The organism is Scardovia wiggsiae, assembly GCF_051045985.1.
In the GTDB taxonomy this organism is placed as follows: Bacteria; Actinomycetota; Actinomycetes; order Actinomycetales; family Bifidobacteriaceae; genus Scardovia; species Scardovia wiggsiae.
This window is the reverse complement of record NZ_CP157350.1, coordinates 42726-66379: the sequence shown is the minus strand read 5'-3', so window position 1 is coordinate 66379 and position 23654 is coordinate 42726. Positions and strand designations below refer to the sequence as shown.

Annotated in this window: 20 protein-coding genes; 9 read left to right on the top strand and 11 right to left on the bottom strand. The window is 56.0% G+C overall.

The genetic code is table 11. From position 1 onward, the window contains the following. Positions 1-15: 15 nt before the first annotated feature. Both upp and ABKA16_RS00260 read left to right on the top strand, forming a co-directional pair. On the top strand, positions 16-654 hold the full coding sequence (gene upp, locus ABKA16_RS00265) for a uracil phosphoribosyltransferase (protein ID WP_381000165.1): 639 nt from the start codon (positions 16-18) through the stop codon (positions 652-654). Between the two features lie 79 nt (positions 655-733). After that, positions 734-2161, top strand: a complete 1428-nt coding sequence (locus ABKA16_RS00260) for an L-serine ammonia-lyase (protein ID WP_380999808.1) — start codon at positions 734-736, stop codon at positions 2159-2161. Positions 2162-2213: 52 nt separating this feature from the next. Here ABKA16_RS00260 and ABKA16_RS00255 read toward each other — a convergent pair whose 3' ends face one another. Beyond that, positions 2214-3158, bottom strand: coding sequence for an HD domain-containing protein (locus tag ABKA16_RS00255; RefSeq protein ID WP_380999809.1), 945 nt, complete (start codon positions 3156-3158; stop codon positions 2214-2216). Positions 3159-3455: 297 nt separating this feature from the next. Here ABKA16_RS00255 and ABKA16_RS00250 point away from each other — a divergent pair, with 297 nt between their 5' ends. From ABKA16_RS00250 to pgl, 4 genes are all read left to right on the top strand, one after another. Further along, positions 3456-4184 (top strand): L,D-transpeptidase, encoded by a 729-nt coding sequence (locus ABKA16_RS00250; protein ID WP_380999811.1) that lies wholly within the window; start codon positions 3456-3458, stop codon positions 4182-4184. Between the two features lie 133 nt (positions 4185-4317). Further along, the gene (gene zwf / locus ABKA16_RS00245; RefSeq protein ID WP_380999813.1) at positions 4318-5892 is read left to right on the top strand and encodes a glucose-6-phosphate dehydrogenase; all 1575 of its coding nucleotides are present in this window, start codon (positions 4318-4320) and stop codon (positions 5890-5892) included. 180 nt (positions 5893-6072) lie between these two features. Further along, on the top strand, positions 6073-7002 hold the full coding sequence (locus ABKA16_RS00240; protein WP_380999815.1) for a glucose-6-phosphate dehydrogenase assembly protein OpcA: 930 nt from the start codon (positions 6073-6075) through the stop codon (positions 7000-7002). Positions 7003-7061: 59 nt separating this feature from the next. Further along, positions 7062-7940 carry a 6-phosphogluconolactonase gene (gene pgl / locus ABKA16_RS00235; RefSeq protein WP_380999816.1) on the top strand — a complete coding sequence of 293 codons (879 nt, stop codon included), beginning with the start codon at positions 7062-7064 and terminating at the stop codon, positions 7938-7940. On the opposite strand, the gene ABKA16_RS00230 is transcribed toward pgl, so the two are convergent. From ABKA16_RS00230 to trpS, 6 genes are all read right to left on the bottom strand, one after another. Next, positions 7876-8766 carry an SDR family oxidoreductase gene (locus ABKA16_RS00230; protein ID WP_421671995.1) on the bottom strand — a complete coding sequence of 297 codons (891 nt, stop codon included), beginning with the start codon at positions 8764-8766 and terminating at the stop codon, positions 7876-7878. The genes pgl and ABKA16_RS00230 overlap by 65 nt on opposite strands. A 145-nt stretch (positions 8767-8911) precedes the next feature. After that, complete coding sequence (locus tag ABKA16_RS00225; protein ID WP_380999819.1) at positions 8912-9613, bottom strand: Pr6Pr family membrane protein; 702 nt, start codon at positions 9611-9613, stop codon at positions 8912-8914. Positions 9614-9618: 5 nt separating this feature from the next. Continuing rightward, positions 9619-11127, bottom strand: coding sequence for an NADP-dependent phosphogluconate dehydrogenase (gene gndA / locus ABKA16_RS00220; RefSeq protein WP_380999821.1), 1509 nt, complete (start codon positions 11125-11127; stop codon positions 9619-9621). A gap of 94 nt (positions 11128-11221) precedes the next feature. Then, positions 11222-14017, bottom strand: a complete 2796-nt coding sequence (locus ABKA16_RS00215) for a KUP/HAK/KT family potassium transporter (RefSeq protein ID WP_380999823.1) — start codon at positions 14015-14017, stop codon at positions 11222-11224. Positions 14018-14264: 247 nt separating this feature from the next. Next, positions 14265-15215, bottom strand: coding sequence for a TatD family hydrolase (locus ABKA16_RS00210; protein WP_381000166.1), 951 nt, complete (start codon positions 15213-15215; stop codon positions 14265-14267). A gap of 121 nt (positions 15216-15336) precedes the next feature. Beyond that, positions 15337-16461 (bottom strand): tryptophan--tRNA ligase, encoded by a 1125-nt coding sequence (gene trpS, locus ABKA16_RS00205; RefSeq protein ID WP_380999824.1) that lies wholly within the window; start codon positions 16459-16461, stop codon positions 15337-15339. Positions 16462-16627: 166 nt separating this feature from the next. On the opposite strand from trpS, the gene ABKA16_RS00200 reads away from it, so the two are divergent. Further along, complete coding sequence (locus tag ABKA16_RS00200) at positions 16628-17029, top strand: DUF3073 domain-containing protein (RefSeq protein WP_380999826.1); 402 nt, start codon at positions 16628-16630, stop codon at positions 17027-17029. A gap of 99 nt (positions 17030-17128) precedes the next feature. On the opposite strand, the gene ABKA16_RS00195 is transcribed toward ABKA16_RS00200, so the two are convergent. Further along, on the bottom strand, positions 17129-18742 hold the full coding sequence (locus tag ABKA16_RS00195) for a threonine/serine ThrE exporter family protein (RefSeq protein WP_381000168.1): 1614 nt from the start codon (positions 18740-18742) through the stop codon (positions 17129-17131). A gap of 106 nt (positions 18743-18848) precedes the next feature. Here ABKA16_RS00195 and ABKA16_RS00190 point away from each other — a divergent pair, with 106 nt between their 5' ends. Then, complete coding sequence (locus ABKA16_RS00190) at positions 18849-20213, top strand: MATE family efflux transporter (protein ID WP_380999827.1); 1365 nt, start codon at positions 18849-18851, stop codon at positions 20211-20213. Positions 20214-20267: 54 nt separating this feature from the next. On the opposite strand, the gene ftsY is transcribed toward ABKA16_RS00190, so the two are convergent. From ftsY to ABKA16_RS00175, 3 genes are all read right to left on the bottom strand, one after another. Beyond that, positions 20268-21509 carry a signal recognition particle-docking protein FtsY gene (ftsY, locus tag ABKA16_RS00185; RefSeq protein WP_380999828.1) on the bottom strand — a complete coding sequence of 414 codons (1242 nt, stop codon included), beginning with the start codon at positions 21507-21509 and terminating at the stop codon, positions 20268-20270. Positions 21510-21534: 25 nt separating this feature from the next. Next, positions 21535-22056 (bottom strand): adherens junction-associated protein 1, encoded by a 522-nt coding sequence (locus tag ABKA16_RS00180; RefSeq protein ID WP_380999829.1) that lies wholly within the window; start codon positions 22054-22056, stop codon positions 21535-21537. Between the two features lie 95 nt (positions 22057-22151). Then, a complete protein-coding gene (locus ABKA16_RS00175) occupies positions 22152-22910 on the bottom strand; it encodes an alpha/beta hydrolase (RefSeq protein ID WP_380999831.1) in 759 nt (252 codons plus the stop codon). 129 nt (positions 22911-23039) lie between these two features. Between ABKA16_RS00175 and dcd the strand changes: the two genes are divergently transcribed. Continuing rightward, the gene (gene dcd, locus ABKA16_RS00170; RefSeq protein WP_380999832.1) at positions 23040-23642 is read left to right on the top strand and encodes a dCTP deaminase; all 603 of its coding nucleotides are present in this window, start codon (positions 23040-23042) and stop codon (positions 23640-23642) included. Positions 23643-23654: the final 12 nt, after the last annotated feature.

Sequence of the window (23654 nt, the reverse complement as noted above, 5' to 3'; positions counted from 1 at the left end):
CATAAAAGTATGACTATGCATCTTACAGTTCTGGATCATCCGCTGGTAGACCACAAACTTACTGTCCTGCGGGATAAAAACACGCCATCCAATATTTTCCGCGAGCTGGTCAGTGAACTGGTGACCCTTGAAGCATACGAGGCGACCCATGATCTTGCCGTTGAAGACCGGCCTATTGAGACCCCTGTAGCATCTGCAACGGGGCGGCATCTTGCCGGGCCTAAGCCGATGGTCGTGCCTATACTCCGTGCCGGGCTGGGCATGCTTGACGGCATGACGCGCCTGCTGCCTACAGCCGAAGTCGGCTTCCTCGGCATGCGGCGTGACGAGAATACGCTTGATATCATCACATATGCAAACCGTCTGCCCGATGACCTGACTGACCGCCAGTGCTTTCTGCTTGACCCGATGCTCGCAACAGGCGGGACACTTGTTGCTGCAATCAAATACCTCAAAGAACGCGGCGCCAAGGATATTACCGCCATTGACATCCTTGCCGCCCCGGAAGGGCTGGATCGCCTTGAAAAAGAGGTGGATCCGTCTATAGACTTCAAAGTGGTCGTCTGCGCAGTGGACGAGAAGCTTAACGATAAAGCGTATATCATCCCTGGCCTGGGTGATGCCGGCGACCGCCTGTACGGGCTGGCGGAGTAGCGCAGCTCTCCCCCGGCCGGTCCTGCTCTGCCGCAGGCATGCCCGGCAGCAGTTTTATAAGACCTATATGAGGTGAAACATGCTCAGCATTTTTGACATGTTCAGCGTGGGCATCGGCCCATCATCATCTCATACTGTAGGGCCTATGCGCGCGGGGAAAGCTTTTTCCGATGCCCTTGCCCGGAACGGCCTGCTCGGTTCGGTTGCGCGGATACATGTCGTGCTGTACGGATCGCTGTCGCGCACAGGCAAAGGCCATGGTACAGACCGTGCTGTCGCTGCCGGGCTTGAGGGCTGGGAACCTGAAACCGTTGACCCCGGGCACGTATTGGCCGTACTTGACGAGTGCTGCCAGAAGCAGGAAATAACCCTTAATTTCAACCATACGATCCCTTTTTACAGGGAAGACATCAAATTCGACCTGTGGCGGACCCCTGATTACCATCCTAACGGCATGGAGATGAAAGCCTTCGATGCTTCCGGCAACGAGCTTTACAGTGACACGGTCTACTCGGTCGGCGGCGGATTTATTATCCACGGCAGTGAGATCAGCGGGGCTTGCTGCAAAGCTGCAGAAGGGCAGGGCCCGGCTGCAGTCCCCTACCCTTTCGCTAATGCGGCAGAATTAGTTGATATCTGCGGACGCGAATCAAAATCCATTGCTGATATAGTATGGGAAAATGAACTGGCGTCCCATACGGAGGATGAGATAAAAGACTATATCCACAGGGTCTGGCATTTCATGCATGAGTGCATCACGAACGGGTGCCTCAGCGAAAAAACCATATTGCCGGGCGGGCTCCGGGTACACCGCCGGGCGCCGGGCCTTTACAGGGCCCTGGCAAGGACCGGCGATACTGCCATATTCGGGGAAAATAAAGAGCTTATCAGCAGGCCGCTGAGTACAACAAACGGCAGCGTTATGGAATGGATCGACCTGTTCGCACTCGCGGTCAATGAAGAGAATGCAGGCGGCGGACGGATAGTGACTGCCCCGACAAACGGTGCTGCAGGCATCGTCCCGGCTGTCCTGCACTACTACTGGTATTTCATTGACAATGCCGACGAGGCAGGTGTAACGGAATTCCTCCTCACTGCCAGCGCTATAGGCTACCTGTTCAAACGCAATGCATCCATTTCCGGTGCTGAAGTCGGATGCCAGGGTGAAGTGGGCAGCGCCTGCTCTATGGCTGCCGGCGGCCTGTGTGCAGTCCTTGGCGGAACGCCTGCCCAGGTGGAGAATGCTGCCGAAATAGGGATCGAACACAATCTTGGGCTGACCTGCGACCCAGTGGGCGGGCTGGTGCAGATCCCCTGCATTGAACGCAACGCTATGGCTTCCAATACTGCCGTCAATGCCGCACGCATGGCGCTGCTCAGCAACGGTTCGCATATCGTATCTCTGGATTCCGCAATTGAGACAATGCGCCAGACGGGGCATGACATGATGTCGAAGTACCGTGAAACTTCCGAAGGCGGGCTTGCCGTTAACGTTGTTGAATGCTGAGGCCGGCGCAGGCTGACTGCCTGTCCGGCCAGCCGGCAGCGGGCCCTCTGCCCTATTCGACTTCTAAACCGTAGTTTTCTGCCATGCTCCGGATATCAGGGGCACCATATCTGTCAACAAGCTCATGCCAGCGCCGCACATTATCTTCCCCGAAACGTGCACAGCGGCGGGAATACCCCTCAACGGATACAAATACGATGGGATCTGATTTGCTGTTGAATTTATCTGCATACATGACGATCTCCTGCTCACGGGTAAGCGGCGCATAATCAGCGGCCGGGAGGTCCAGATGCTGCCGTTCGACCATATCCCTGGTCAGCCCAAGGCCTGTATGGTTGCGGGCAAACTGCGCCACTGCTTCATCGGCGCCGGAATCACGCAGATATGCATATCCCAGTATCCCGTGCCGGATATAGTCCCTGCGGAAAGTCACGGGATGGGCGGGACCAGCCTCCCTACCCCCGTACGATCCCGGGTCATTGATGACCTGATACGTACCGATGTCGTGGATAAGCGCGCCCAGCACGGCCAGGGGAAGGTCAACAGGGCGGCTGCCGTCCGTTGCTGCCCCATGGTCCCCAGCACTTCGGCCCGCAGTATCTTGCCCATGGGCACCATGCCCCGCAGTATTCCTGCCTGCAGTACTGTAGCCTGCGGCGCTTCCCCCCGCGATACTTTTGCAGATGCGCTGGGTAAGGAGCGCAACGATTGCACAATGCGAAGCGATAAGGTCGAATGCCCTGTCGCCCGGCGCCTGATCCCTGTGGAGGCTGAGAGCCCAGCCCAGGGCTTCCTCTGATATCTCAAGCTGCGGAAGTATATCGTCGAGTATCCGCGTATTCCATGTGCCGCCCCGCGCACCAGGCCAAAGGGGACCTGCTCCACCGGTTGCACCGGCCCCGCCAGCCGCGCCTGCCTTACCGGCCATGTCTGGCACGCTGGCTGTATTATGCCTGCTGTCCCTGCCGGTTTTCACCGGCCCAAAACCCAAATCCATATCCCTATCATAAAACGCGCGGAGAACCGGCAGCATTTGCTGCCTGTATGCGTGCCGTCCATAAGCAGTTCCGAGCAGGGACTGGACGGGCAGCATAGTTCAAAAAATCGTTACCCTTTATACTGGATACATAATGTTTTAAAGTGTTCATCTTTAAAGTGTTCATCAAGCTTAGCGATAGCCTATATGCTACGCTGCTGCAGCTTCACAAGTCCCGCCCTATTCAGAGCCAGCCCGGAGGCTGCCGGCAAAATGCCGCATGGTATTTACCTCAGGCGGATTGGCTAAAATAGATGCATGATTGGAAAGCCGCATATCAGGGCCGCCGACTGGCGCGCGCACAAGCATGATTTTGCGGCGCTCGTTGTCGGCGTGATAGCGGCAGCGTGCATTATCCTCGGGTCGGCAATAGGCATTATCCACCTGTTCCAGTCTTCGCAGCAGGGGCGCACCCCCAATGATGCAGGTATAACAACACTAAGCTCGTCAGCCACACCCAAGAATACAGCCCAATCAGCACGGTCCGCGAAGCCTGCCCGATCATCCGGATCTGCTGCAAAGACGGCGAAGCCAAAGGCGCCGGGCAGGAAAGTCGACTGGCATGGCCCGACCGGCGGGGCGCAGCCGGACCTTGCTGGTTACAGTGAACTCTCAATTGACGTAGACCTCAAAAAACAGCGCGTATATGTTAAATCAAACGGCCAGACTATTTACACGATGATTGCCAGCACAGGGATGGACAACACTACGCCAACCGGCAATTTCGTAGCGGGCGGATATGCGCCCAACCCTCGCGGGGCATCGTTCTACAATACTGCGGAGCGGATGGGCGCACAGAACTGGATCTGCATCCATGACAATATCCTTTTCCACTCCGTCCCTACTGACATCAACGGCGAATACATTGCCAGCGAAGCCGAAAAGCTGGGCAGCCCGGCATCGCACGGCTGCATCCGCCTGAGCATAGCAGACAGCAAATGGCTCTATGACCAGCTCCCCACAGGGACGCCCATCCATATCTACTGAGCAAATTCCCGGCGGCTTTCAGCCTCAATAGGATTTGAACTGCCTGTTCTGCCGGCAAGGTTAAATTCTTGCAGTGCGCGAAATTTCCCGATATCAGGATGCTGCGGCTACAGCGGCCGTTAGAATAGCAGATATGACTACAGGTTCAACAGGTTCAATAAACTCAGCAGATTCTGCGCACGCCTCACAGTGGAAGAACCCGCTCCGTGATCCGCGCGATTTAAGGCTACCCCGTATTGCAGGGCCTTGTTCCCTTGTACTGTTCGGTGTTACCGGCGATCTGTCGAAAAAGAAACTTCTCCCGGCCGTATACGACCTTGCTAACCGCGGCCTCCTGCCGGCAGGGTTCGGGCTGGTCGGTTTTGGACGGCGCGACTGGTCGCATGACGATTTCGCGGGATTCGTTAAAGAAAATGTCCGGGAACACTGCCGTACCCCCTTCAATGATTCCACCTGGAAGCATCTGAGCGAAGGGCTGCGTTTCGTCCAGGGCACTTTTGACGATGCTGATGCATTCGCACGGCTGAGCAGCACAGTCGCAGAGCTGGACCGAATAAGGGGCACCGAAGGCAACCATGCTTTCTATATGTCCATCCCGCCGAGGGATTTCCCCGTCGTAGCGAAGCAGCTTGCCGATTCAGGGCTTGCCAAGTCTGCCGGCGACGCATGGAGGCGCGTTATTATTGAAAAGCCTTTCGGGCGCGATCTGGCGAGTTCGCGGGAACTCGACCGCGTTGTGTCGGAAGTGTTCGATCCAAACTCGGTATTCCGTATTGACCATTATCTCGGTAAGGAAACTGTGCAGAACCTTCTAGCGCTGCGTTTCGCCAATATGATGTTTGAGCCGGTATGGAATTCGAATTATGTCAGCCACGTTGAGATCACTATGGCTGAAGATATCGGCATCGGAGGCCGCGCAGGATATTACGACGGGATAGGCGCTGCCAGGGATGTTATCCAGAACCATCTTCTCCAGCTGATGGCGCTCACTGCCATGGAGGAGCCTGCCAGTTTCAACGCGAAAGACCTGGCGATAGAGAAACTCAAAGTCCTTTCCTCTGTACGGCTGCCGGAAGATCTTGCGGCACATACTGCGAGAGGGCAGTATTCAGCAGGCTGGCAGGGCTCTGAGAAAGTTGTCGGATACCTGGAGGAGGCCGGCATCAGCCAGGATTCCACTACAGAGACTTATGCAGCCGTAAGGCTTGATATTGATACCCGCCGCTGGGCGGGAGTGCCGTTCTACCTGCGCACAGGCAAACGGCTGGGCAAGCGCGTCACTGAGATCGCCGTAAACTTTAAGCGCGCCCCGCATCTGCCGTTCGATTCCACGTCAACGCAGGAACTTGGCGAGAACGCTATCGTCATACGGGTGCAGCCCGACGAAGGCATTACCCTGCGGTTCGGTTCCAAGGTACCGGGCACTGCCATGGAAGTGCGCGACGTGAATATGGATTTCACCTACGGCAACTCGTTCACTGAAGCTTCCCCCGAAGCCTATGAACGCCTGATCCTGGATGTCCTGCTTGGAGATCCGCCACTGTTCCCCACATCCCGGGAGATCGACCTGTCATGGAAGATCCTTGACCCGATAGAAGAGTTCTGGTCGGCCCAGGGCCAGCCGGAGCCATACCGTGCAGGAACATGGGGTCCGGCGCAGGCAGATACCATGCTGGCTAACGATGGGCACAGCTGGAGGATCCCGTAAACCCGGAAGGGATCTCACCCATCCCTCACCGCAAACCCCTGTCCCACAGGTGCCGCAGAATGCGGAGCGCAGGGGCCGCAGCTGATACAGGGTCTTGAGGATAGGATCCGGGGCTGCAGGGTGTAGGGACTGGAGAACCGCAGGGACATATACAGGAGCAATAAACATACAGGAGCATAAATGAAAGCCAGACTTAATAACTGCACTACAGCACAGATCACTGCAAAGATCAAAGACCTTCACGAAGAACGCGGAGAATCGACGGAAGGCCGCGTCTTCACTATGCTTATCCATACTTCAGAAGATGATCTGGAAGACGCACTTGCTGCAGCAAACGTAGCGAGCCGCGAACATCCATGCCGCATTATCGCCATAGCAACATGCAGCGGGAAGGGCAGCGACCCCGACACCCCGCTCAATGCTGAGATCCGCTTCGGTGCCGATGCGGGCGCGGGCGAGATAATTGTCCTGTTCCCGACCGGCGGTCTCCTGCGGCATCTCGATACCCTTGTTATCCCTCTGCTTGTGCCTGATGCCCCGGTACTCGCATGGTGGCCGGAAGAAGTGCCCGGGAACCCGTCCGAAGACCAGATCGGCAGGATGGCACGCAAGCGCATTACCGATGCCCAGCAGACAGAAGATCCTGAAAGGACTTTTGAAAACCTGCGCGCGCACTGGACGAAGAATGACACTGACCTGTCATGGACACGCCTGACTATCTGGCGCGGGCAGCTTGCAGCGCTGATCGACCAGCCGCCGCATACAGCTATACAGTCTGTAACCGTCCGCGGCGCCAGGCATTACCTGCCGCTAGAGCTCCTTGCCGCATGGCTTGCATGGTCGCTGAAAGTCCCCGTTACCGTTGACCGCCAGGATGATGCTGTCAGTGTGACCAGCGTTGAGATCACACGTGAGAACGGGGTTGCCAGCATCCAGCGGACGGGCATTGACGAGCTCCAGGTACAGGAGCCAGGCAGGAATCCGCAGAAAATATCGGTCCCCCACCGCACACTTACTGACAGCATCAATGAGGAGATGCGCAGGCTTGACCCTGATGCCATTTACGCGGCCGTCATCAGAGATGGCTGGGATCTCGTACCGCACGAGTAGGCAACACGTCCCCAGAACGCAGATTATACATTATGCAAAGCGTCGTCTAAACTGGGTATATGAGTGTCAGTACATGGGAATTTGGGTCTAAAGCTGCTTATGCGTATTCCAGCCGGGAGGAAACCGTTGCTGCTGTAACTGCTGCGCTTTTCGAACGCACTGCACAGCTGTGCATGTCACAGGGCCGTGTTGATATTGCCCTGACCGGCGGGGGTGACGGTATCGCCGTCCTGTCTGCAGCGCACAGCGTCATGTCCGGGGTCTGGAAATCCGATGCGGATCCGCTGTCCCACATTATTAAGGCGATCGATTTTTCTAAAGTCCATTTCTGGTGGGGCGATGAACGTTTCATCCCCGCAGATGACCCCGACCGCAATGCGCTGCAGGCGCGCACAGCCTGGCTGGACAGCCTCACGACACACCACGGCCTGCCGGAAGGGAATATCCACGAGATGCCTGCCGATACGCGGCCAAAAGGGCTGATCGAACAGTGCCGTAATGATCCTGATGCCAATCTGAAAGCCATGAGGGCAGCTGCTTCACATTACCAGGATGAGCTCGGCTCACAGCTTGGGGATAAGGGGCATTTGGATATCGCACTGTTCGGGGTAGGCCCGGATGGCCATTTTGCTTCGCTTTTCCCTGATCGCCCTCAGATATACAATACGGACAGCGGCACGCTTGTACTCCCTGTTACTGATTCCCCTAAAATGCCGCCGCTCCGGCTGACCCTGACCGCGCAGTTCATCCAGACAGCTTCCTGCGTATGGGTGGTCGCTACCGGCCAGCACAAAGCGGAAGCCGTCGGAAGGGCTCTCCGTGAGGCAAATAACGGCGACGTGCCGAGCTCATTCGCACAGGGTGCGGAAAGGACTATCTGGTTCCTTGACCGGAGATCCGCAGTACATCTTCAAAAGACAGCGGAAGCGCGCCTGTGATCAGTTCCACGTCATGGGTCACCCCTGCAAGCCGCCCGCTGCCGATCGCAGTATAAGTTGACACCCAGGCGTCAAGCTCCCAGTCCGGCACATCGTACTGTGCCCTGCGGCTGGCGTACGCTTCTTCAAGGGTCTCATTTTTATAAGTGACTGCTGTGCCGGTCTCTCTGGACAGTATCCCGGCGATCTCACCAAGCGTCAGAGGCTGGGGGCCGGTAAGGGTATAGGTCGTATTGCTGTGCAGGACGGGATTCCTCAGTACCGCTGTGACTGCTGCAGCTACATCCCTCTGAGATACCGCGGACACACGCCCATTACCGGCAGGGCCTGCAATAATGCCGGACTTCCCCCACTCTATAAAAGCCTCGATATAGAAATTATCGCGCAGGAATGTATACGGCAATCCTGATTTTTTGATATATTCTTCAGTTGCATAGTGGTCGCGGCCTAAGGTGAAGTCAGCGTCTTCGGAAGCACCGTCGAAAGACAGGTAGACAAGATGCCTGACACCCGCCTCCTGTGCAGCGTCAACGAATCCCTTATGTTCCTGCACCCTGCTGGGGCCTTCATGCGCGGAGACCATAAACACAGTCCCCACACCCCGCAGGGCTTCTACTGTCTGAGGATCATACCCGAATATGAACGGGGCTGCCTGCGCACCTTTAAGCCGCGGAACCCGGCCCAGGGAGCTATCACGCGCCAGAAGCCTGAGCGGGTACCCTTCGGCAGAAAGTGCTGCAGCTGCGGCACCGCCGATATTCCCTGTTACCCCTGTTACAGCAATAAGCGGCAACTGATCCATATCCTGCCCTGCCATGGTATCCATATTTTCAGAGTATCCTTACTTATCTTTGCTGCCTGGCGCCTGCATATTACGCCTGCCTGGCCTTTATCGTACTGGGTATTGTATTAGGTTATATCAGACAAGGCCTGTTCCATTTTGCGGCAAACCTTTTGTCTGCCTTATGCTGCTATGCGGCTGCCCGTTTCCTGCCCCGGCCCGTTACCGCTGTCAGCAGGCGGTCTATCCCTTTGATCACCCAGCATACGGCAATCGCGATCACAATAATAATGAGGATGTTCCGGGCTGCAACAAGGTAGCCGATCCTGACCACATTGACGAAAGCATACGGATAAGCATGGAAAACCAGGCCGTGCAGGAACATCCAGCCGACCCAGATGAGCGGGATAACTACACATCTCGGGATGATACCCGGGCCTGACATATCGCGCGGCCCCCAGATGAGCCAGACAGCCCAGGTCAGCGCCGGAGTGACAATATGCTGCCACGGGTTCGTGACCAGGGACCAGCCGCGGAGAGGGTTCGTAGGCGCGATAGCAACCGCATACACAACAGCGGTTACCAATATCATCATGAGCGCGCACATATGGAGCGCCTTGCGCCATGGGGTACGTTTCTGCGGGTTCAATGCAAGCATGAGCGTTACGGCAGCAACCATAATATTCGACCACATGGTGAAATAGGTGAGCTGCTGCATACCGCGTAAAGCCATGCCGGGTGTGCCTTCCGGCAATCCTCCGAAAAGGCCTTCGCCCGTTTTCTTATTGTCAGCTTTGCCGAGAAGCGTAATCGTATTGGTGAGGATCACACCGCCCCACGCAACAGCAGTATTTACCCACAATGCAGGGCGGGTACCTTTAATAAGTTTCACAGATACTAGTTTTCCTGTATCTCTCGACGTCCCTCCTGAGCCCACAATGTATGGAAAGTGCCGGGCCTGTCTACCCGCTTGTATGTGTGCGCGCCGAAAAAGTCACGCTGCCCCTGGATAAGCGCCGCGGGCAGGCGGCCGGAGCGCAGCCCGTCATAGTATGCGAGTGAGCTTGAGAAAGCAGGGACAGGGATACCCGCCTGCGCGGCCGCAGCCACTACCTGGCGCCAGGCATCCTGGGCGTTTTCCACTGCATCCTTGAAATACTCGTCAAAAAGGAGGGAGGTGAATGCGCGGCCTGAACCGTAAGCGTCTGAAATGCGGTTGAGGAACTTTGCGCGGATAATGCAGCCCCCGCGCCAGATGCGGGCTACAGCCCCAAGGTCAATATCCCATCCATACTGCCTGGCGCCGGCGCTGATCTCGTCGAATCCCTGGGCATACGCCACGATCTTAGAGGCATACAGCGCTTTACGGACGGCTTCGATAAACGCATCCTTCCCTTCGTCCCCAAGCGCGATATGCCCGTCAGGCCCTGCAAGCGGCGTCCTTCGGCTTTCCTCGCGCTGTTCCTTCTGCCCGGAAAGCCCCCGGGCGAATACGGCCTCAGCAATGCCCGTAACCGGTATGGCGAGGCTCAGCGCTGTCTGGACTGTCCAGGTCCCCGTCCCCTTCATACCTGCTTCATCAAGCACAATGTCAACAAAAGGCCTGCCCGTATCCGCATCCGTGTGATGCAGGACTTCCGATGTGATCTCCACAAGATAGGAATCAAGCTCACCTTTATCCCACTCGTCAAAAATATCACCGATCTCCTGAGGGGAGAGGCCAAGGCCGCGGCGGAGCAGGTCATAGCTTTCGCCGATCAGCTGCATATCCGCATATTCAATGCCGTTATGCACCATCTTGACAAAATGGCCGGCCCCATCTTCACCAATATGGGTCACGCATGGTTCGCCTTCAGCCTGGGCAGCGATAGACTCGAATATCGGCTTCAGGTAATTCCACGACCAGTCCGTGCCCCCCGGCATCATCGAAGGCCCGTTCAAAGCGCCCTCTTCACCGCCGGAAATACCGCAGCCGACGAAATGCAGGCCGCGGGCACGGACATCTTTTTCACGGCGGATAGTATCTTCAAAATACGAATTGCCGCCGTCAATAATGATATCTTCAGGTTCAAAAACGCCCAGAAGCTCTTCAATAACAGCATCCGTGGCACGGCCTGCCGTGATCATCAGGATCACTTTGCGCGGTTTTTCAAGTGAATCTGCCAGGCCCTGCAGACTGTCCGAAGGGATGAATGCACCTTCACTGCCATAGTTCTTCATGAACTCTTCGGTCCTGCCGGCATGCCTGTTATACACCGCGACCGTATTGCCATGATGGGCCAGGTTCCGGGCGAGGCTTGCGCCCATAACACCCAAACCTATAACACCGATGTTTGCCTGAGCCCCCTGGGGAGCCGTGGAAGCCAATCCGGCCGTACCGTTACCTGCTTCTGTTGTATCCGTCATTGAAACCTCCTGTATGTTGCCTGCCTGGATTGCAGTATATCTACAATTCTAATGCAGGCTGCGGAGGCAGGGGCCGGTTCCCGGTGATTTCGGCTCAGAGAAATTTCTTCCTGGCAACAGCGTCATCTGCCTCTTCGCGCAGGTCTGAAGAGACTGTCTTCAGTGTATGGATATCAACAGGGTCGATTTCACCCGTATCCGCCTTATGCTGCTCAGCCTTGCGGGTAAGGGTAGCCTCAAGGGTGATAGGCCGTTTCGTTTTACGCAAAGGTACATATTTCAGCGGAGGGATCGGCTGCACCCTGACGAACAGCGGCTGCACTTCCACCTTCGGGTTGAAGGCAGACAGCCCGAACCATTTCACAGGCGACCCTGCTACACGGCGGATCGCATACTTCACACGCAGCGAGAATGCGCCGCGGGTATCGATCTTTGATTCAGGCATAAGCGCTTTATGGATAAGCACATAATTGATCGTCCCCAGCTGCGGGTCATTGTCTATCTTCGGATAGATCGTTTCCTGAGGCGGCAGGGTACCCGAATCGATCAGCTCATGCATGATCTGATGCAAGTATGTAGATATATTCTGATTGACCTTGAAACCGATCCTCACACGAACCCTGAACAGGAAATCGGTGCCGAAATTCTCTACGGAATACTCGCGTGTATACGGATCATCAGTTACCAGCACGGAGACTGCCCACCATGCGTGCGCACGTTTAGGATGGTCCGCGAAGATCGAGAAGAAAATATCTGTATCAAGCCTGCGCAGCTCACTGTCAGATGTCAGATAAACCAGGTTGTCTGCATACAGCGGGACAGATTTATCCTGGTGGAGGATGTTGAGCGCGGGGAGGAAATCTTCAGGGGCCATATGGCGCCGCTGGGACCGCTCCACTTTGGTGCCTGTATCCCACGTGTACATGATAAAGAAGATCAGCAGCGTGATAATAGTGGTAAACCAGCCGCCGGTAAAGAACTTCGACAGCGACGAAATAAAGAAGAGCGTCTGGATCGCCAGGAATACTATACCGAAAATGACTGCAAACAGGCGCCTGCGCTGGACAAACCACATATGCGCCATAAGCAGGACGACCGTAGCGATCATCGTTATGGTGAGCGCAAGGCCGTACGCATTGGTGATACGTTCGGAATCCCTGAACAGGAGGAGTACGATCAGAGTGGCCGCGCACAGGACAAAGTTGACCAGGGGGATATAAAGCTGCCCCCGTGTACGTGCAGGATAGCGCACCTGAAGATGCGGCATCCAGTTCAGGCCGGTAGCTTCGGAAACCATAGTGAACGCGCCTGTTATCAGTGCCTGTGAAGCAATGACGCCGGCAGCCACGGAAAGGATCACGGCCACATACCGCAGATTGGGGCTGATCGTCTGGAAGAAAGGGTTCAGGTTCTCCACGTTCCACAAAGACCTGTTATTCTGGTTGCGGATCATCCATGCGCCCTGCCCGAAATAGTTGAATACAAGGCAGATGAAAATGAACGGCCATGTAGCGTATACATTGCCGCGGCCGACATGCCCCATATCGGAGTAAAGGGCTTCTGCACCGGTTGTCGCCAGGAAGACAGTCCCCATGATGGCGATCCCTGCACGGTTGGCACCGTTGAGGTTAAGCAGATATTCAAGCCCGTACCACGGGTTGAGCGCCTCGAAGACCGACCAGTCGTGGCCTATGGAAATAACGCCTACAACTGCCATGAAGGTGAACCAGGCCGCCACGACGATGCCGAAGACGCGGCCTATCCGTTCTGTGCCGCGGGATTGCACTGCAAAAAGTATCACGATGATGACCACAGTGATGATCACTGTAAGATTGCCGTTCCGGCTGAAAACCCCCTGTATTGCAGGAAGCGTTTTCAGGCCTTCGACTGCGGAAGATATGGATACCGCAGGGGTAAGCACGGAATCGGCAAGGAAAGCCGCACCGCCTACCATTGCAGGGATCCACAGCCATTTTGCAAAACGCTTGACCATGGAGTACAGGGCGAAAATGCCCCCTTCGCCTTTATTGTCGATCCGCATGGCGATCAGCACATATTTTACTGTAGTGATAAGCGTGATGGACCAGAAAAGCAGGGAAAGCATACCCAGGACGGATGTGCGGTCAACATACCTGATGCCGCCCTGCCCTGCTACGAATGACTGGGAAAGGTACAGCGGTGATGTGCCGATATCGCCGTACACAACGCCCATGGTAACGATGCACATACCGAGAGAGATCTTGTCGGGCGACGCCTGCACCCTGTTCCACCAGCGGCCCAGCGGCGTGCGCGCTTTGACGGTTTTCATGCGGGCAGACTTGCGGGCTTCTTCTTTGGCGCGCTCCGTCTCTTCGCGCTCCTCCTGCGAGATCGCCTCCTCGGAGACCTCGGAACCGCTGATGATCTCTTCCTCAGGGATTATAGACCCTGTCTCGTCCAGGACAGCAGCAACTTCTGCAGGTTTCGCCTCTTTTGAAGCTGGGGAGATCTTCTTTTGGGGAGTACTGCTGCGCGGGGCAGCATTTACTGCCTTTGCCAGATCCGTGTCATGCACAAGGTGCTGGAGGCCTTTGTCGTTGCCCTGCCCGTTATGGATCCCCGACCTGGGGTCCGGTCCGGTGCCGGCAGGGTCCTCCTGCCCAGTACTGCCATCCTTCCGGCCGATACCCTGTCCGGCATCCCGGTCCAGGCCGGTGCCGCCGCTATGGCCCTCGCTGCTGCCCTGGGGGCTGGCATTATGGCCGGTACTGCTGTTCTGGTCAGCCCTGCGGCCTTCTCCGGCATCCCGCCTTTGGCCGGACGCCTGCTTATGGCCATCAGTACTGCTGCCTCCGCCATTCCCGTTCTCAGCTGCCATACGGCTAACGCGCTTACTATCCTGCTGCGCCATGTGAAATCCTCCTGGCTTTCGCCGCGCGGTCTGCGTACACACGTCCGTGTGCATGCCTCCCGCGAATCACCCATGCCATGCCTATATTGTCACGCATACTGCCATGCTGCGCATGGACCTTCGGGGTATATCATCTCATGTGAGCTGATACCCGCAGATGGCTACTTTATCACGGTATACTCACATTTTACCGGTCGGAATGCGAAAAACCCACTGTTTCCAAGAAGTCTGGGGAGGATTTGACGGTTCATATACCGTAAACTTCACGGGTATTGGCTTCAACCATCCGGGCAAGGGCCGCGGCATCCATGCCCAGAGTATCTGCCATGGAACGCAGGGTATACGGGATCATATACGGGGAATTTGTCCGGCCGCGGTACGGCACAGGAGGCAGGTAGGGGGCGTCTGTTTCTACAAGGATATGATGCCTGTCAATGATGCGCAGGGCCTCGCGTATACTGTCGTTGCCTTTGTACGACACCGTTCCTGAGAAACTCAGATACCAGCCATGTTCGTTGGCGGCGCGCGCGACATCAGGCCCGGCTGAGTAAGAATGGAATACGGTCCGTTCGGGGGCGCCGTTGCGCAGGAGCAGGTCAATAACATCGCCATGGGCATCGCGGTCGTGTATCTGCATGGGGAGGCTGAGCTCCCTGGCAAGCGCCATATGGGCGCTGAACGCTTCGCGCTGGAAACGGCGGGCAGCCTCCCCCGTCCTGAAGTAGTCGAGCCCCGTCTCGCCAATAGCCACTACAATCTTCGGGTTTTCACGGGCAATGCGTTCAACTTCGCCAAGCGCCTCATCGAAGGGCACATCATGCCATGGCTTGTAATCCAGCTCCAGCCCGTCGGGGCCAACCGCTCCGCGATGCCCGTGCAAAACCGTTTCATTCGGATGGATCGCAACGGCGCTGAACACTGTCCCGGGATGCGCGCGCGCCAGGTCAACTGCCGTGCGCAGATACGGCAATTCGCATCCGACGTCTATCACCCTGTGCACGCCCACAGCAGCGGCCTGGTCCAGCATAATGTCAGGCGTGTAGACCGGAACCGGTTCCTGGCCGCGCTCCGCAGCCTGGCGGCTCATCTCTTCGGCAAATTCCGCCACTGCAGCCAGATGTGTATGGTTATCAGTTACAGGGGTTCCCAAAGGTTCCGGCGCCGGCGGCCAGGACCTGTCCCGATGTTTTTTCGGCATGCCATCGCCCCATTCCATAGTCCTATAGTTCCCGTGGCCTCATAAGCGGTTCCATAAACGGCCCCACGATCTGCACAAGCCGGCAATGCCGGCCGCCTCCGGAGGCCTACCGCCTGGCGGCTTACCCGCGATAATATACCATCCCCATGGCTTCGCGCACCTGCTGGAGCGTTTCTTCAGCTATGGCATTAGCGCGCTTATTCCCCTCACGCAGGACATCCCGCACATAATCCATATCCTGTGCGAGCTCAGCACGGCGTTCGCGGTGCGGGGCGAGGAAACTGTTGACAGATTCAGTAAGGTAATTTTTCAGCGCGCCTGCACCTGAGTCACCGATCTCTTCGGCAATAGTGCGGGGGTCCCTTCCCGTAACAAGCCCTGCTGTTGTCAGGAGCGCTGATACCTGCGGCCTGCCGGCAGGGTCGAATGTGATGCGCCGCTCAGAATCTGTGGGGCGCTTCTTTATAAGCTTTGCCGTTTCTTCAGCAGTAGCCCCAAGTGAAATAGCATTCCCGTACGATTTGCTCATCTTGCGCCCGTCAAGCCCGGGGATCTCCGAGATATCAGACAGGACTGCCTCCGGCTCGGGGAATACCGGATCACCTTTGGCATACCGTTCGTTGAACCGCCGGGCGATAGTCCTGGTCAGCTCAATGTGGGGCAGCTGGTCCTTGCCCACTGGGACTATATTCCCTTTGCAGAATAAAATATCGCACGCCTGGTGCACAGGATATGTCAGCAGCAGCCCAGTCAGAGCATGCCCGGATGCTTCCATCTCAGATTTCACCGTAGGGTTGCGGTGCAGCTCAGCTTCAGTCACCAGCGACAGGAAAGGAAGCATCAGCTCATTTTCTGCCGGTACTGAAGAATGCGTGAAAATCATTGTTTTTTCAGGGTCTATGCCTGCCGCAAGATAATCCATGATTATATTGAGCACGTTATCTTCAATATGCTCTGTCGTATCCCTGTCAGTGATCACCTGGTAATCAGCAATAATAATATTGGTATGCACACCAAGGTCCTGCATTTTCACGCGCTCAAGGACCGTCCCGAAATAATGCCCCAGATGCAGACGGCCGGTCGGCCTGTCCCCGGTAAGCATAGTAAACTTCCCGGGATCTTCATGCAGCTTCTGAAGCGTTTTATCTGAACGCCTCTTTGCTTCTTCATAACTTGCACTGATCTCATTCCCCGCTGCAGTCAGCCGACGGCCGGTATCCTGTGATATGCTGCCTGTGTTCGCCATGAGTCAACTCCTTCGCGGGGGAGCGCAACACCCCGAAAAACGTAAAAAAATAGTTAAAATCTTGCTTTAATCATAAAAATTTCGGCAGACAATCATAATTCGTGGTATCCTACTTGTTGATGATCAAACACTGTGTGAGATAGCCGTAATCGGCAAAGGAGTTTTTATGGGCCGCGGACGTCAGAAGGCAAAACAAACAAAGATGGCTCGGAAACTCAAATATATGACCACCGATACGGATTATAACGAGCTTGAAAGGGAGCTGTCTTCCCGCGAATCTGACGCTGCCGGTACAGCTGATGACGGTATCAGTGATGCAGAGCCTAACCATGACGCACAGGAGACCGGAGCCGGCGGCGCCAGCACCAGGCCTAACATGGCAGACAGCGGCACGGCGCCTGACAGAACTTCACCCGAAAACACTTCTGATGATCTTGATGAGTATGCAGCATGGGCCGCAGAAGCGGCTAAAAAAGCCGGATCACAGCCGCCGAAAAAACCTGCCGTGCATAAGCCATTCCCCAAAATGCCTTTCCCGGGCAAGCTGAAGCCTGGCTCAGAAAAATAATTCTGATACTAATTGACAATATCTGGCACTATTCCCATGCTGTAGCACAACGGTAATCCCGATACGGGAGAATGCAGGCTTAGCACCTGATGCGCCTTTTTATACGTCATAGCGCCAGCTGCGGTCTGTGAGGATGCGTGCGGCAGCCAGGCCTATCGGAAGGCATACCACCACAAGCAGGGCACGGAAAGTCCAGTCCAGGGCCGCGGCAGAGTTGAACTGCCCCAGATAGTAGACAGCCTCATACATATACAGCCCCGGCACCATGATCACAATAGACGGCACAGTCAGTGTGATACGCGGGAAACCATATTCTGCGGGGATAAGCCCGTGACGTACAGCAATGCGCCAGCCGCTTGCCATCAGCCCGGCGATAAGCGCCCCCAGGAAAGCTGCAGCCTCAATAGGCATATGCCACAGATCAATGATCTCCAGGCGGAATGTGTCTGCGGCTGCACCGATCAGGGCAGCAATACACGCCATTTTCTGCGGTGAGTTGAACAGTACCGAGAACCCCCATACGCCGCCGAAAGCGGTGATAAACCGCAGGACTGCGGTCAGCCAAGGAGCCATATATAACACCTCGAACCCTCCGGGGGTCAGATGGACGATATCCGCAACAGCCCACGCAGCCAAAGTCGCGGAAGTAATGATGGCAAGGAAATATACGCCGCGCTGGATCCCTGAAGAAATATCCAGCTTAGCAATATCAAGCCCTCCTGTGATCAGCGGAAACCCGGGTACAACAAACAGGATCGCACCGATATACGCTGTATCATGCGCAAGCGCAGGCGGATATACGAACCCCAACAAACGCAGCGACCCAATACTGATGGATGCTGCTGCAACAACTGCCAGGGCGGTAACAAAAAACTGGTTCATATGCCGTCTGCCGAGGAGGCTGCGGACGAACTGGCCGCAGCCGGCGCCGATAAAAGCAGCAAACATATCGACTATCCCACCGCCCAGCAGGAATGTGAATGATGCACAGGAAACCGCAGAGGCCAGTACCTGCATTGCCGGCTTGTACAGCCGATGGCGGTATTCAATGGCATCCAGCCTTTCATGGACTTTCCGCACCGTAACACTTCCAGCCCCCACATGCATGCCGGCAGGACAGGCAGTACCCGCTTCCCCGCTGGCAGCCTGGCTACGGCTGCCACCAATAATATCGGAATCCGGCGCAACAGCCATGCTCTTTTCATTCGGAAGCCCCGCAATGAAATTCTGCGATGCATCCGCAGCCTTGTGATACGTACCCTTCCGCCCGAGGCTCACCGAAAGCCAGTCAGTAAAATGCTCCATCAGCCATATCCGCTCGGTGTTGACACCTACTGTAGGCAGATCTACAACTTCTGTTATCCTCTCGCTGCTGTCTGAACATGAAACTTCGATATCAGCAATATTGACATCGGAACGCACATCAACATCAAGATCCTGCCCTATACGGCCCATAAGCTCACGGACGCGGTAGCTTCCCGTGCCGCTGGCAAGTTCCAGAGCACCCGCCCGGACAATAACGCTGGCTTTCGCCGCCAGGTTCGCCTGGTCAAGTGGCTTGTCAAGGTCTGAGACCACATCATCAACAGCCAGAGGGACAGAATGGCTGTGCAGCCGCCGGGCATCAAGCAGGCTCCTTTCGCGGATACTCTCTTTACTGTATTTTTCGCGGTATTCTTTCACCGAATCTGTTATAGAGTCTTTTAAGCCCATACCCTCATTGTTGCCCTCAATAACGACAGTAACGACAGCCGGTGCAGTACAGCCTGCGGCAGCAGCCAGCCCTCTGGAACCTGCCTGTGCGTAGAATAGTACCGTTATGGCCACAGGATTTAATGCAGGATTTAATACGAAAAATACGCGGAACAGGCTCATAAGCCTTGCCGTACCTACTTTCGGGCAGCTTATTGCTGAACCCGCTTTCGTGCTCATTGACACGGCGATCGTAGGGCATATATCAGTCAGTGCGCTTGCAGGGCTTTCTGCAGGGTCCACTATTATCCTTACTGCGGTGGGGCTGTGCAATTTCCTCGCCTACTCCACGACTTCCCATGTATCTAAACTTATCGGTGCGGGGAAAACCATGGAAGGCCTGCGCTCGGGGATAGACGGGATGTGGCTGGCACTGGGGATCGGCATCGTTTTAGCTTTTGGGCTGTTTATCTGGGCGGAACCCCTGTGCTGGGCTATAGGTGCGCGCGGTGCTGCCCTTGGACAGGCTGTACTGTATACGAAAGCGGTCGTACTGGGCGCGCCGGGGATGCTTCTCGTTTATGCGGCCAACGGCATATTCCGTGGCCTCCAGAAAGTACAGGTCACGTTATGGGCAGCAATCGCGGGCGCCGTGCTGAACACTGTTTTAGATTTTATGCTGATCTACGGCGCACATATGGGAATACTCGGGTCAGGTATCGCTACAGGCATTGCCCAGTGGGCCATGGGGGCGGCCCTCGCTGCGGCAGCCGCATGGCATGCCTGCCGCCATCATGTCAGCCTTCTGCCGTCAAAGGGAGGCCTTGCCCAAAATACTTCTGACGGGCTGCCGCTGTTCATCCGTACACTGGCTTTACGCATTGCAATGGTGTCTACTGTGGCTGCTGCCGCTTCAATGGGCACGTACGTTTTTGCAAGCTACCAGGCAGTGAATTCTGCATGGAATTTTGCCCTGAATGCCCTGGATTCAGTGGCGATTGCCGGCCAGGCGCTTGTAGGCGCTGCCCTGGGGGCAAAGGATATCGGGCAGGTGCGGTATCTGACACGTTTCATTGCGCGGTGCGGAGCTGAGCTCGGCGTTATTGCCGGGCTGGTTTTTGCAGCTCTGGGGATATGGGGGCCGGGGCTTTTCAGCCCTGATCCGCAGATACAGCATCTGATCAGCATTTCCATGCTTGTTGTAGCTGTTTTCTTCCCGCTTCAGGGCTGGATGTGGGCCCTTGACGGGATACTTATCGGGGCGGGAGATTTTGCTTATCTGGCCGCCGCATGTTCTGCAGCCGCTGCAGTATATATCGCCGTATTATGGGCGGCCGGGACCGCCTTATCCCTGCTGCATGCAAGTTCTGCAGATATAAAAATCGCTGTTTTATGGCTGGTGTTCAATATAGCCCTTATGGGGCTCCGCGGCCTTGCCAACGGCCTGCGGGCATACAGCGACAAATGGATTATCAAAGCTACGGCCCCGTGATCCGGGGATCGGAGCGGGCACCGGGATTTGCAGAGCCCGCCGGAGCTGAGGCGGTCAATCGCCGAGGATACCGTCTACAAAACCTTCGGGATCGAATGGGGCAAGGTCATCCGGCCCTTCACCCAGCCCGACAAGCTTAACGGGAACGCCTAAAGCTTTCTGGACGGAGATCACTATGCCGCCGCGTGCGGACCCGTCAAGCTTGGAGAGCACAACACCGGTTATGCCTATCGCCTCGGCAAACACCCGCGCCTGTTCCATACCGTTCTGGCCTGTTGTAGCATCAAGGACGAGCAGGACCTCATCTACAGGCATAGTCCGCTCTGTTACCCTTCGGATCTTCCCAAGCTCATCCATAAGGTTGGCCTTATTCTGCAGGCGGCCTGCAGTGTCAATAATAAGCACATCTGAACCGGTTTCCTGTGCTTTTTGCGCTGCATCAAAAGCGACTGACGCAGGGTCGCCGCCTTCCTGGCTGCTGCGGATAACAGGAACGTCAACACGGCTCCCCCATGTTTCCAACTGGTCTGCTGCTGCAGCACGGAAGGTATCAGCCGCTCCCAGGACAACGGATTTCCCTTCAGACACGAACAGCCGAGCCAGTTTTCCCGCTGTAGTCGTCTTGCCGGAACCATTGACGCCGACCATAATTATTGCAGACGTCCTGCCTGAGTTGCTGTCCCGTTCAGCAGCGAGGGAACGGTCAAGGCCGGGATCGACCATTTCCAGCAGCTTGGTGCGGAGCATCTCATGGACTGCCGCAGGGTCTTTCTTCCCCTGGACGCGGGCATCAGTGCGGAGCTCATTGACCAGCTGTTCACTGGTCTCGGCACCGACATCAGCAAGGATCAGGGTATCTTCAACATCATCCCAGTCTGATTTGGTCAGCGTATCCTGCGACAGGATAGTGAACAGTGCCCGGCCAAATGGGTTGCTGGTTTTAGCAAGCCTGGCACGCAGGCGGACCAGCCGGGACTGTTTGGATTCAGGCTCATCGCGTTTGCCGCCAGTTTCACTGCCTGCAGAAGACCCGACAGAAGTCTCTGCCGTCGCATGGTCCTCGACGGCAGACGGGAACCCTGCTTCGGAAGGTGCAGGACCGGCAGCAGGCTCGCTTTCAGTACCGGCATCGCCGGGCGTATCAGAAAGCCCTGATGGGGATGTACTTACAGCAGTGCCTGTACCGGTGCCCTCATCATGTTTCCTGCGGGACCTGATAAAAATAAAGATCCCTGCTGCCGCAGCCGCTATTACGGCCACAGCAACGCATATACCAATCACTGCCAAAGAATTCATAACTCTTCCTTACGTTAAACCTGTTTTAACCATCAGCCCGCACGATACGGTCAAACGTACTGTCCGCATCATCGTCCAATGTCTTCTCTGCCTTACTAGTATCAGCAGCCTCCACAGGTCCCGCTTCCGGTTCGGCACTGTCCAGTGCCGGCCCTTCTGCATTCGCTGTGTTCCTATCAGGACTATTATACCCCCTGCCGCCTTCACGGGGCTGTACTGCACGTACTGCAACAGCAGTCGAGCCTTTCCCCAGATACACGGGTGATTCCATCGTAGATTCCGTCGAAGCCTCTTCACGCTCCTGCCGGGCGCGTTCACCGATATCCGGCTGCGGGGAAAACGACATAGGCCTGTGTCCTGTCATACGGTTTGCCTGAGGCCTTGTATCCTTCTCATCGTCAGCGGTAGCGTCATCATGCTCGACTGAACTGATACCGCTGAACATGCCTGTACGCTTGGAATCACCCTGGACCCGCCACAGGATAAACCCGAACGCCGCTATAACAACCAGCGCCCAGAAAAGAATAATCACCAAGCCAACACTCATGGTTCTTATTGTACCCATCTGTACGTGAAAAAATAAACATGGCGCCCAACACGCCATAAGCTATGCCGTACAGACGTTACATAATTACATAACCATTACATAACACCGCTTGATGCGCCCAGGTCCATCAGCCACTGGCGTATATCGTTGCATTCGTCAAGGCTGACAGCATGATCCAGAGGGGCGTATTCGCACAGCTTCAGAAAAGTCTTCTCCTCGAGGAAAGCAGCAAGTGCTGAAGATTCAAACCGGGCAATCATATCGTCCCGAAGCCCATAGCCATAGAAAACAGGCGGAGCGATCTGCGCAAGCCTTGCATCTGCAGGGGCAACCCCGGGGACAACAGCGGGGGCAAGGAAACCTGACAGGCAGACAGCGCCTTTATACCGTTCAGGGCGCATCCGCAGCATATGGACTGCCAGCGCGCCGCCCTGCGAAAAACCGAACAGGACAATATCACGTTCCTGCGGGACTGACTCCTCTATCCACCGGTCTACTGCGCGTGCAGCCTGATATATGTCACGGTCAAGGTCATCCCCGTGCGGGACCGGATCATGGAACCATGTGTATGCGCCAGGCCCTCCGTCCGCACCCGCATCCTGCGGGCCGGCCAGGGCCAGCGGGGCGCGGAGTGAAACATAGTCGCTGAAGGGCGATACGTAGCTTCCGAAGAATCCGGCGATATCCTCCTCGTTGGAACCCCACCCGTGCAGAAGCACAAAAAGCGGCCGCCGGGGGCTGTTCATGCCGCGCCCCCGCGAAAACAGTGCTTCACTGACCCTTACGGGGTCCCCAAAATGCCCCTGTACAACACCTGATTCCCGCCCTATGCCAATATCCGTAAAGCCTGCCATACCTTTACGATAGCAGCGAGTATGCCAAATACTCCATGGAAATGACATACTTCACAGTTACACTGGATATGTAGGATGTACACCAGATACACTGGGTATTTGTACCACCTTTAGAAACGAAGGATGTTTATGCTTCTGAGCGATCGCGATATCAGGAAGGCTTATGCCGGCGGGCGCATCAGCCTGGACCCGTGGGACAGCACCATGGTCCAGCCTGCATCTGTTGATGTCCGTTTAGACCGGTTTTTCAGGGTTTTCAATAACTATAAATATACTTATGTTGACCCTGCGGAGAACCAGGGCGACCTTACGCAGCAGTTTGAAGTCGCAGCTGACGAACCGTGGATCCTGCATCCCGGGGAGTTCATTCTGGGGTCTACCTGGGAATACGTAAAGCTTGATTCGACGATTGCCGCACGCCTGGAAGGGAAAAGCTCACTAGGACGCCTGGGTATCCTCACCCATTCGACTGCCGGGTTCGTTGACCCTGGTTTTGAAGGGCATATCACTTTGGAGCTGTCCAACGTCAGCAATCTTCCGGTCAAACTGTGGCCGGGGATGAAAATAGGGCAGATGTGCTTCTTCGATCTGTCATCAGAAGCTGAATTCCCTTACGGCAGCGGTAAGAATGGGTCCCATTACCAGGGGCAGCGCGGCCCAACACCGTCGCGCTCTTACGAGAATTTCTACCGTGCCGATGTCAGCGGGCAGGACGGGAAGGCCGGCAGCTAGTAACACGCCCGT

Coding starts and splice junctions, on each gene's coding strand:
- upp (WP_381000165.1), top strand. CDS start 16: ATGCATCTTACAGTTCTGGATCATCCGCTGGTAGACCACAAACTTACT.
- ABKA16_RS00260 (WP_380999808.1), top strand. CDS start 734: ATGCTCAGCATTTTTGACATGTTCAGCGTGGGCATCGGCCCATCATCA.
- ABKA16_RS00255 (WP_380999809.1), bottom strand. CDS start 3,158: ATGGATTTGGGTTTTGGGCCGGTGAAAACCGGCAGGGACAGCAGGCAT.
- ABKA16_RS00250 (WP_380999811.1), top strand. CDS start 3,456: ATGATTGGAAAGCCGCATATCAGGGCCGCCGACTGGCGCGCGCACAAG.
- zwf (WP_380999813.1), top strand. CDS start 4,318: ATGACTACAGGTTCAACAGGTTCAATAAACTCAGCAGATTCTGCGCAC.
- ABKA16_RS00240 (WP_380999815.1), top strand. CDS start 6,073: ATGAAAGCCAGACTTAATAACTGCACTACAGCACAGATCACTGCAAAG.
- pgl (WP_380999816.1), top strand. CDS start 7,062: ATGAGTGTCAGTACATGGGAATTTGGGTCTAAAGCTGCTTATGCGTAT.
- ABKA16_RS00230 (WP_421671995.1), bottom strand. CDS start 8,766: ATGGATACCATGGCAGGGCAGGATATGGATCAGTTGCCGCTTATTGCT.
- gndA (WP_380999821.1), bottom strand. CDS start 11,127: ATGACGGATACAACAGAAGCAGGTAACGGTACGGCCGGATTGGCTTCC.
- ABKA16_RS00215 (WP_380999823.1), bottom strand. CDS start 14,017: ATGGCGCAGCAGGATAGTAAGCGCGTTAGCCGTATGGCAGCTGAGAAC.
- ABKA16_RS00210 (WP_381000166.1), bottom strand. CDS start 15,215: ATGCCGAAAAAACATCGGGACAGGTCCTGGCCGCCGGCGCCGGAACCT.
- trpS (WP_380999824.1), bottom strand. CDS start 16,461: ATGGCGAACACAGGCAGCATATCACAGGATACCGGCCGTCGGCTGACT.
- ABKA16_RS00200 (WP_380999826.1), top strand. CDS start 16,628: ATGGGCCGCGGACGTCAGAAGGCAAAACAAACAAAGATGGCTCGGAAA.
- ABKA16_RS00195 (WP_381000168.1), bottom strand. CDS start 18,742: ATGGGCTTAAAAGACTCTATAACAGATTCGGTGAAAGAATACCGCGAA.
- ABKA16_RS00190 (WP_380999827.1), top strand. CDS start 18,849: ATGGCCACAGGATTTAATGCAGGATTTAATACGAAAAATACGCGGAAC.
- ftsY (WP_380999828.1), bottom strand. CDS start 21,509: ATGAATTCTTTGGCAGTGATTGGTATATGCGTTGCTGTGGCCGTAATA.
- ABKA16_RS00180 (WP_380999829.1), bottom strand. CDS start 22,056: ATGAGTGTTGGCTTGGTGATTATTCTTTTCTGGGCGCTGGTTGTTATA.
- ABKA16_RS00175 (WP_380999831.1), bottom strand. CDS start 22,910: ATGGCAGGCTTTACGGATATTGGCATAGGGCGGGAATCAGGTGTTGTA.
- dcd (WP_380999832.1), top strand. CDS start 23,040: ATGCTTCTGAGCGATCGCGATATCAGGAAGGCTTATGCCGGCGGGCGC.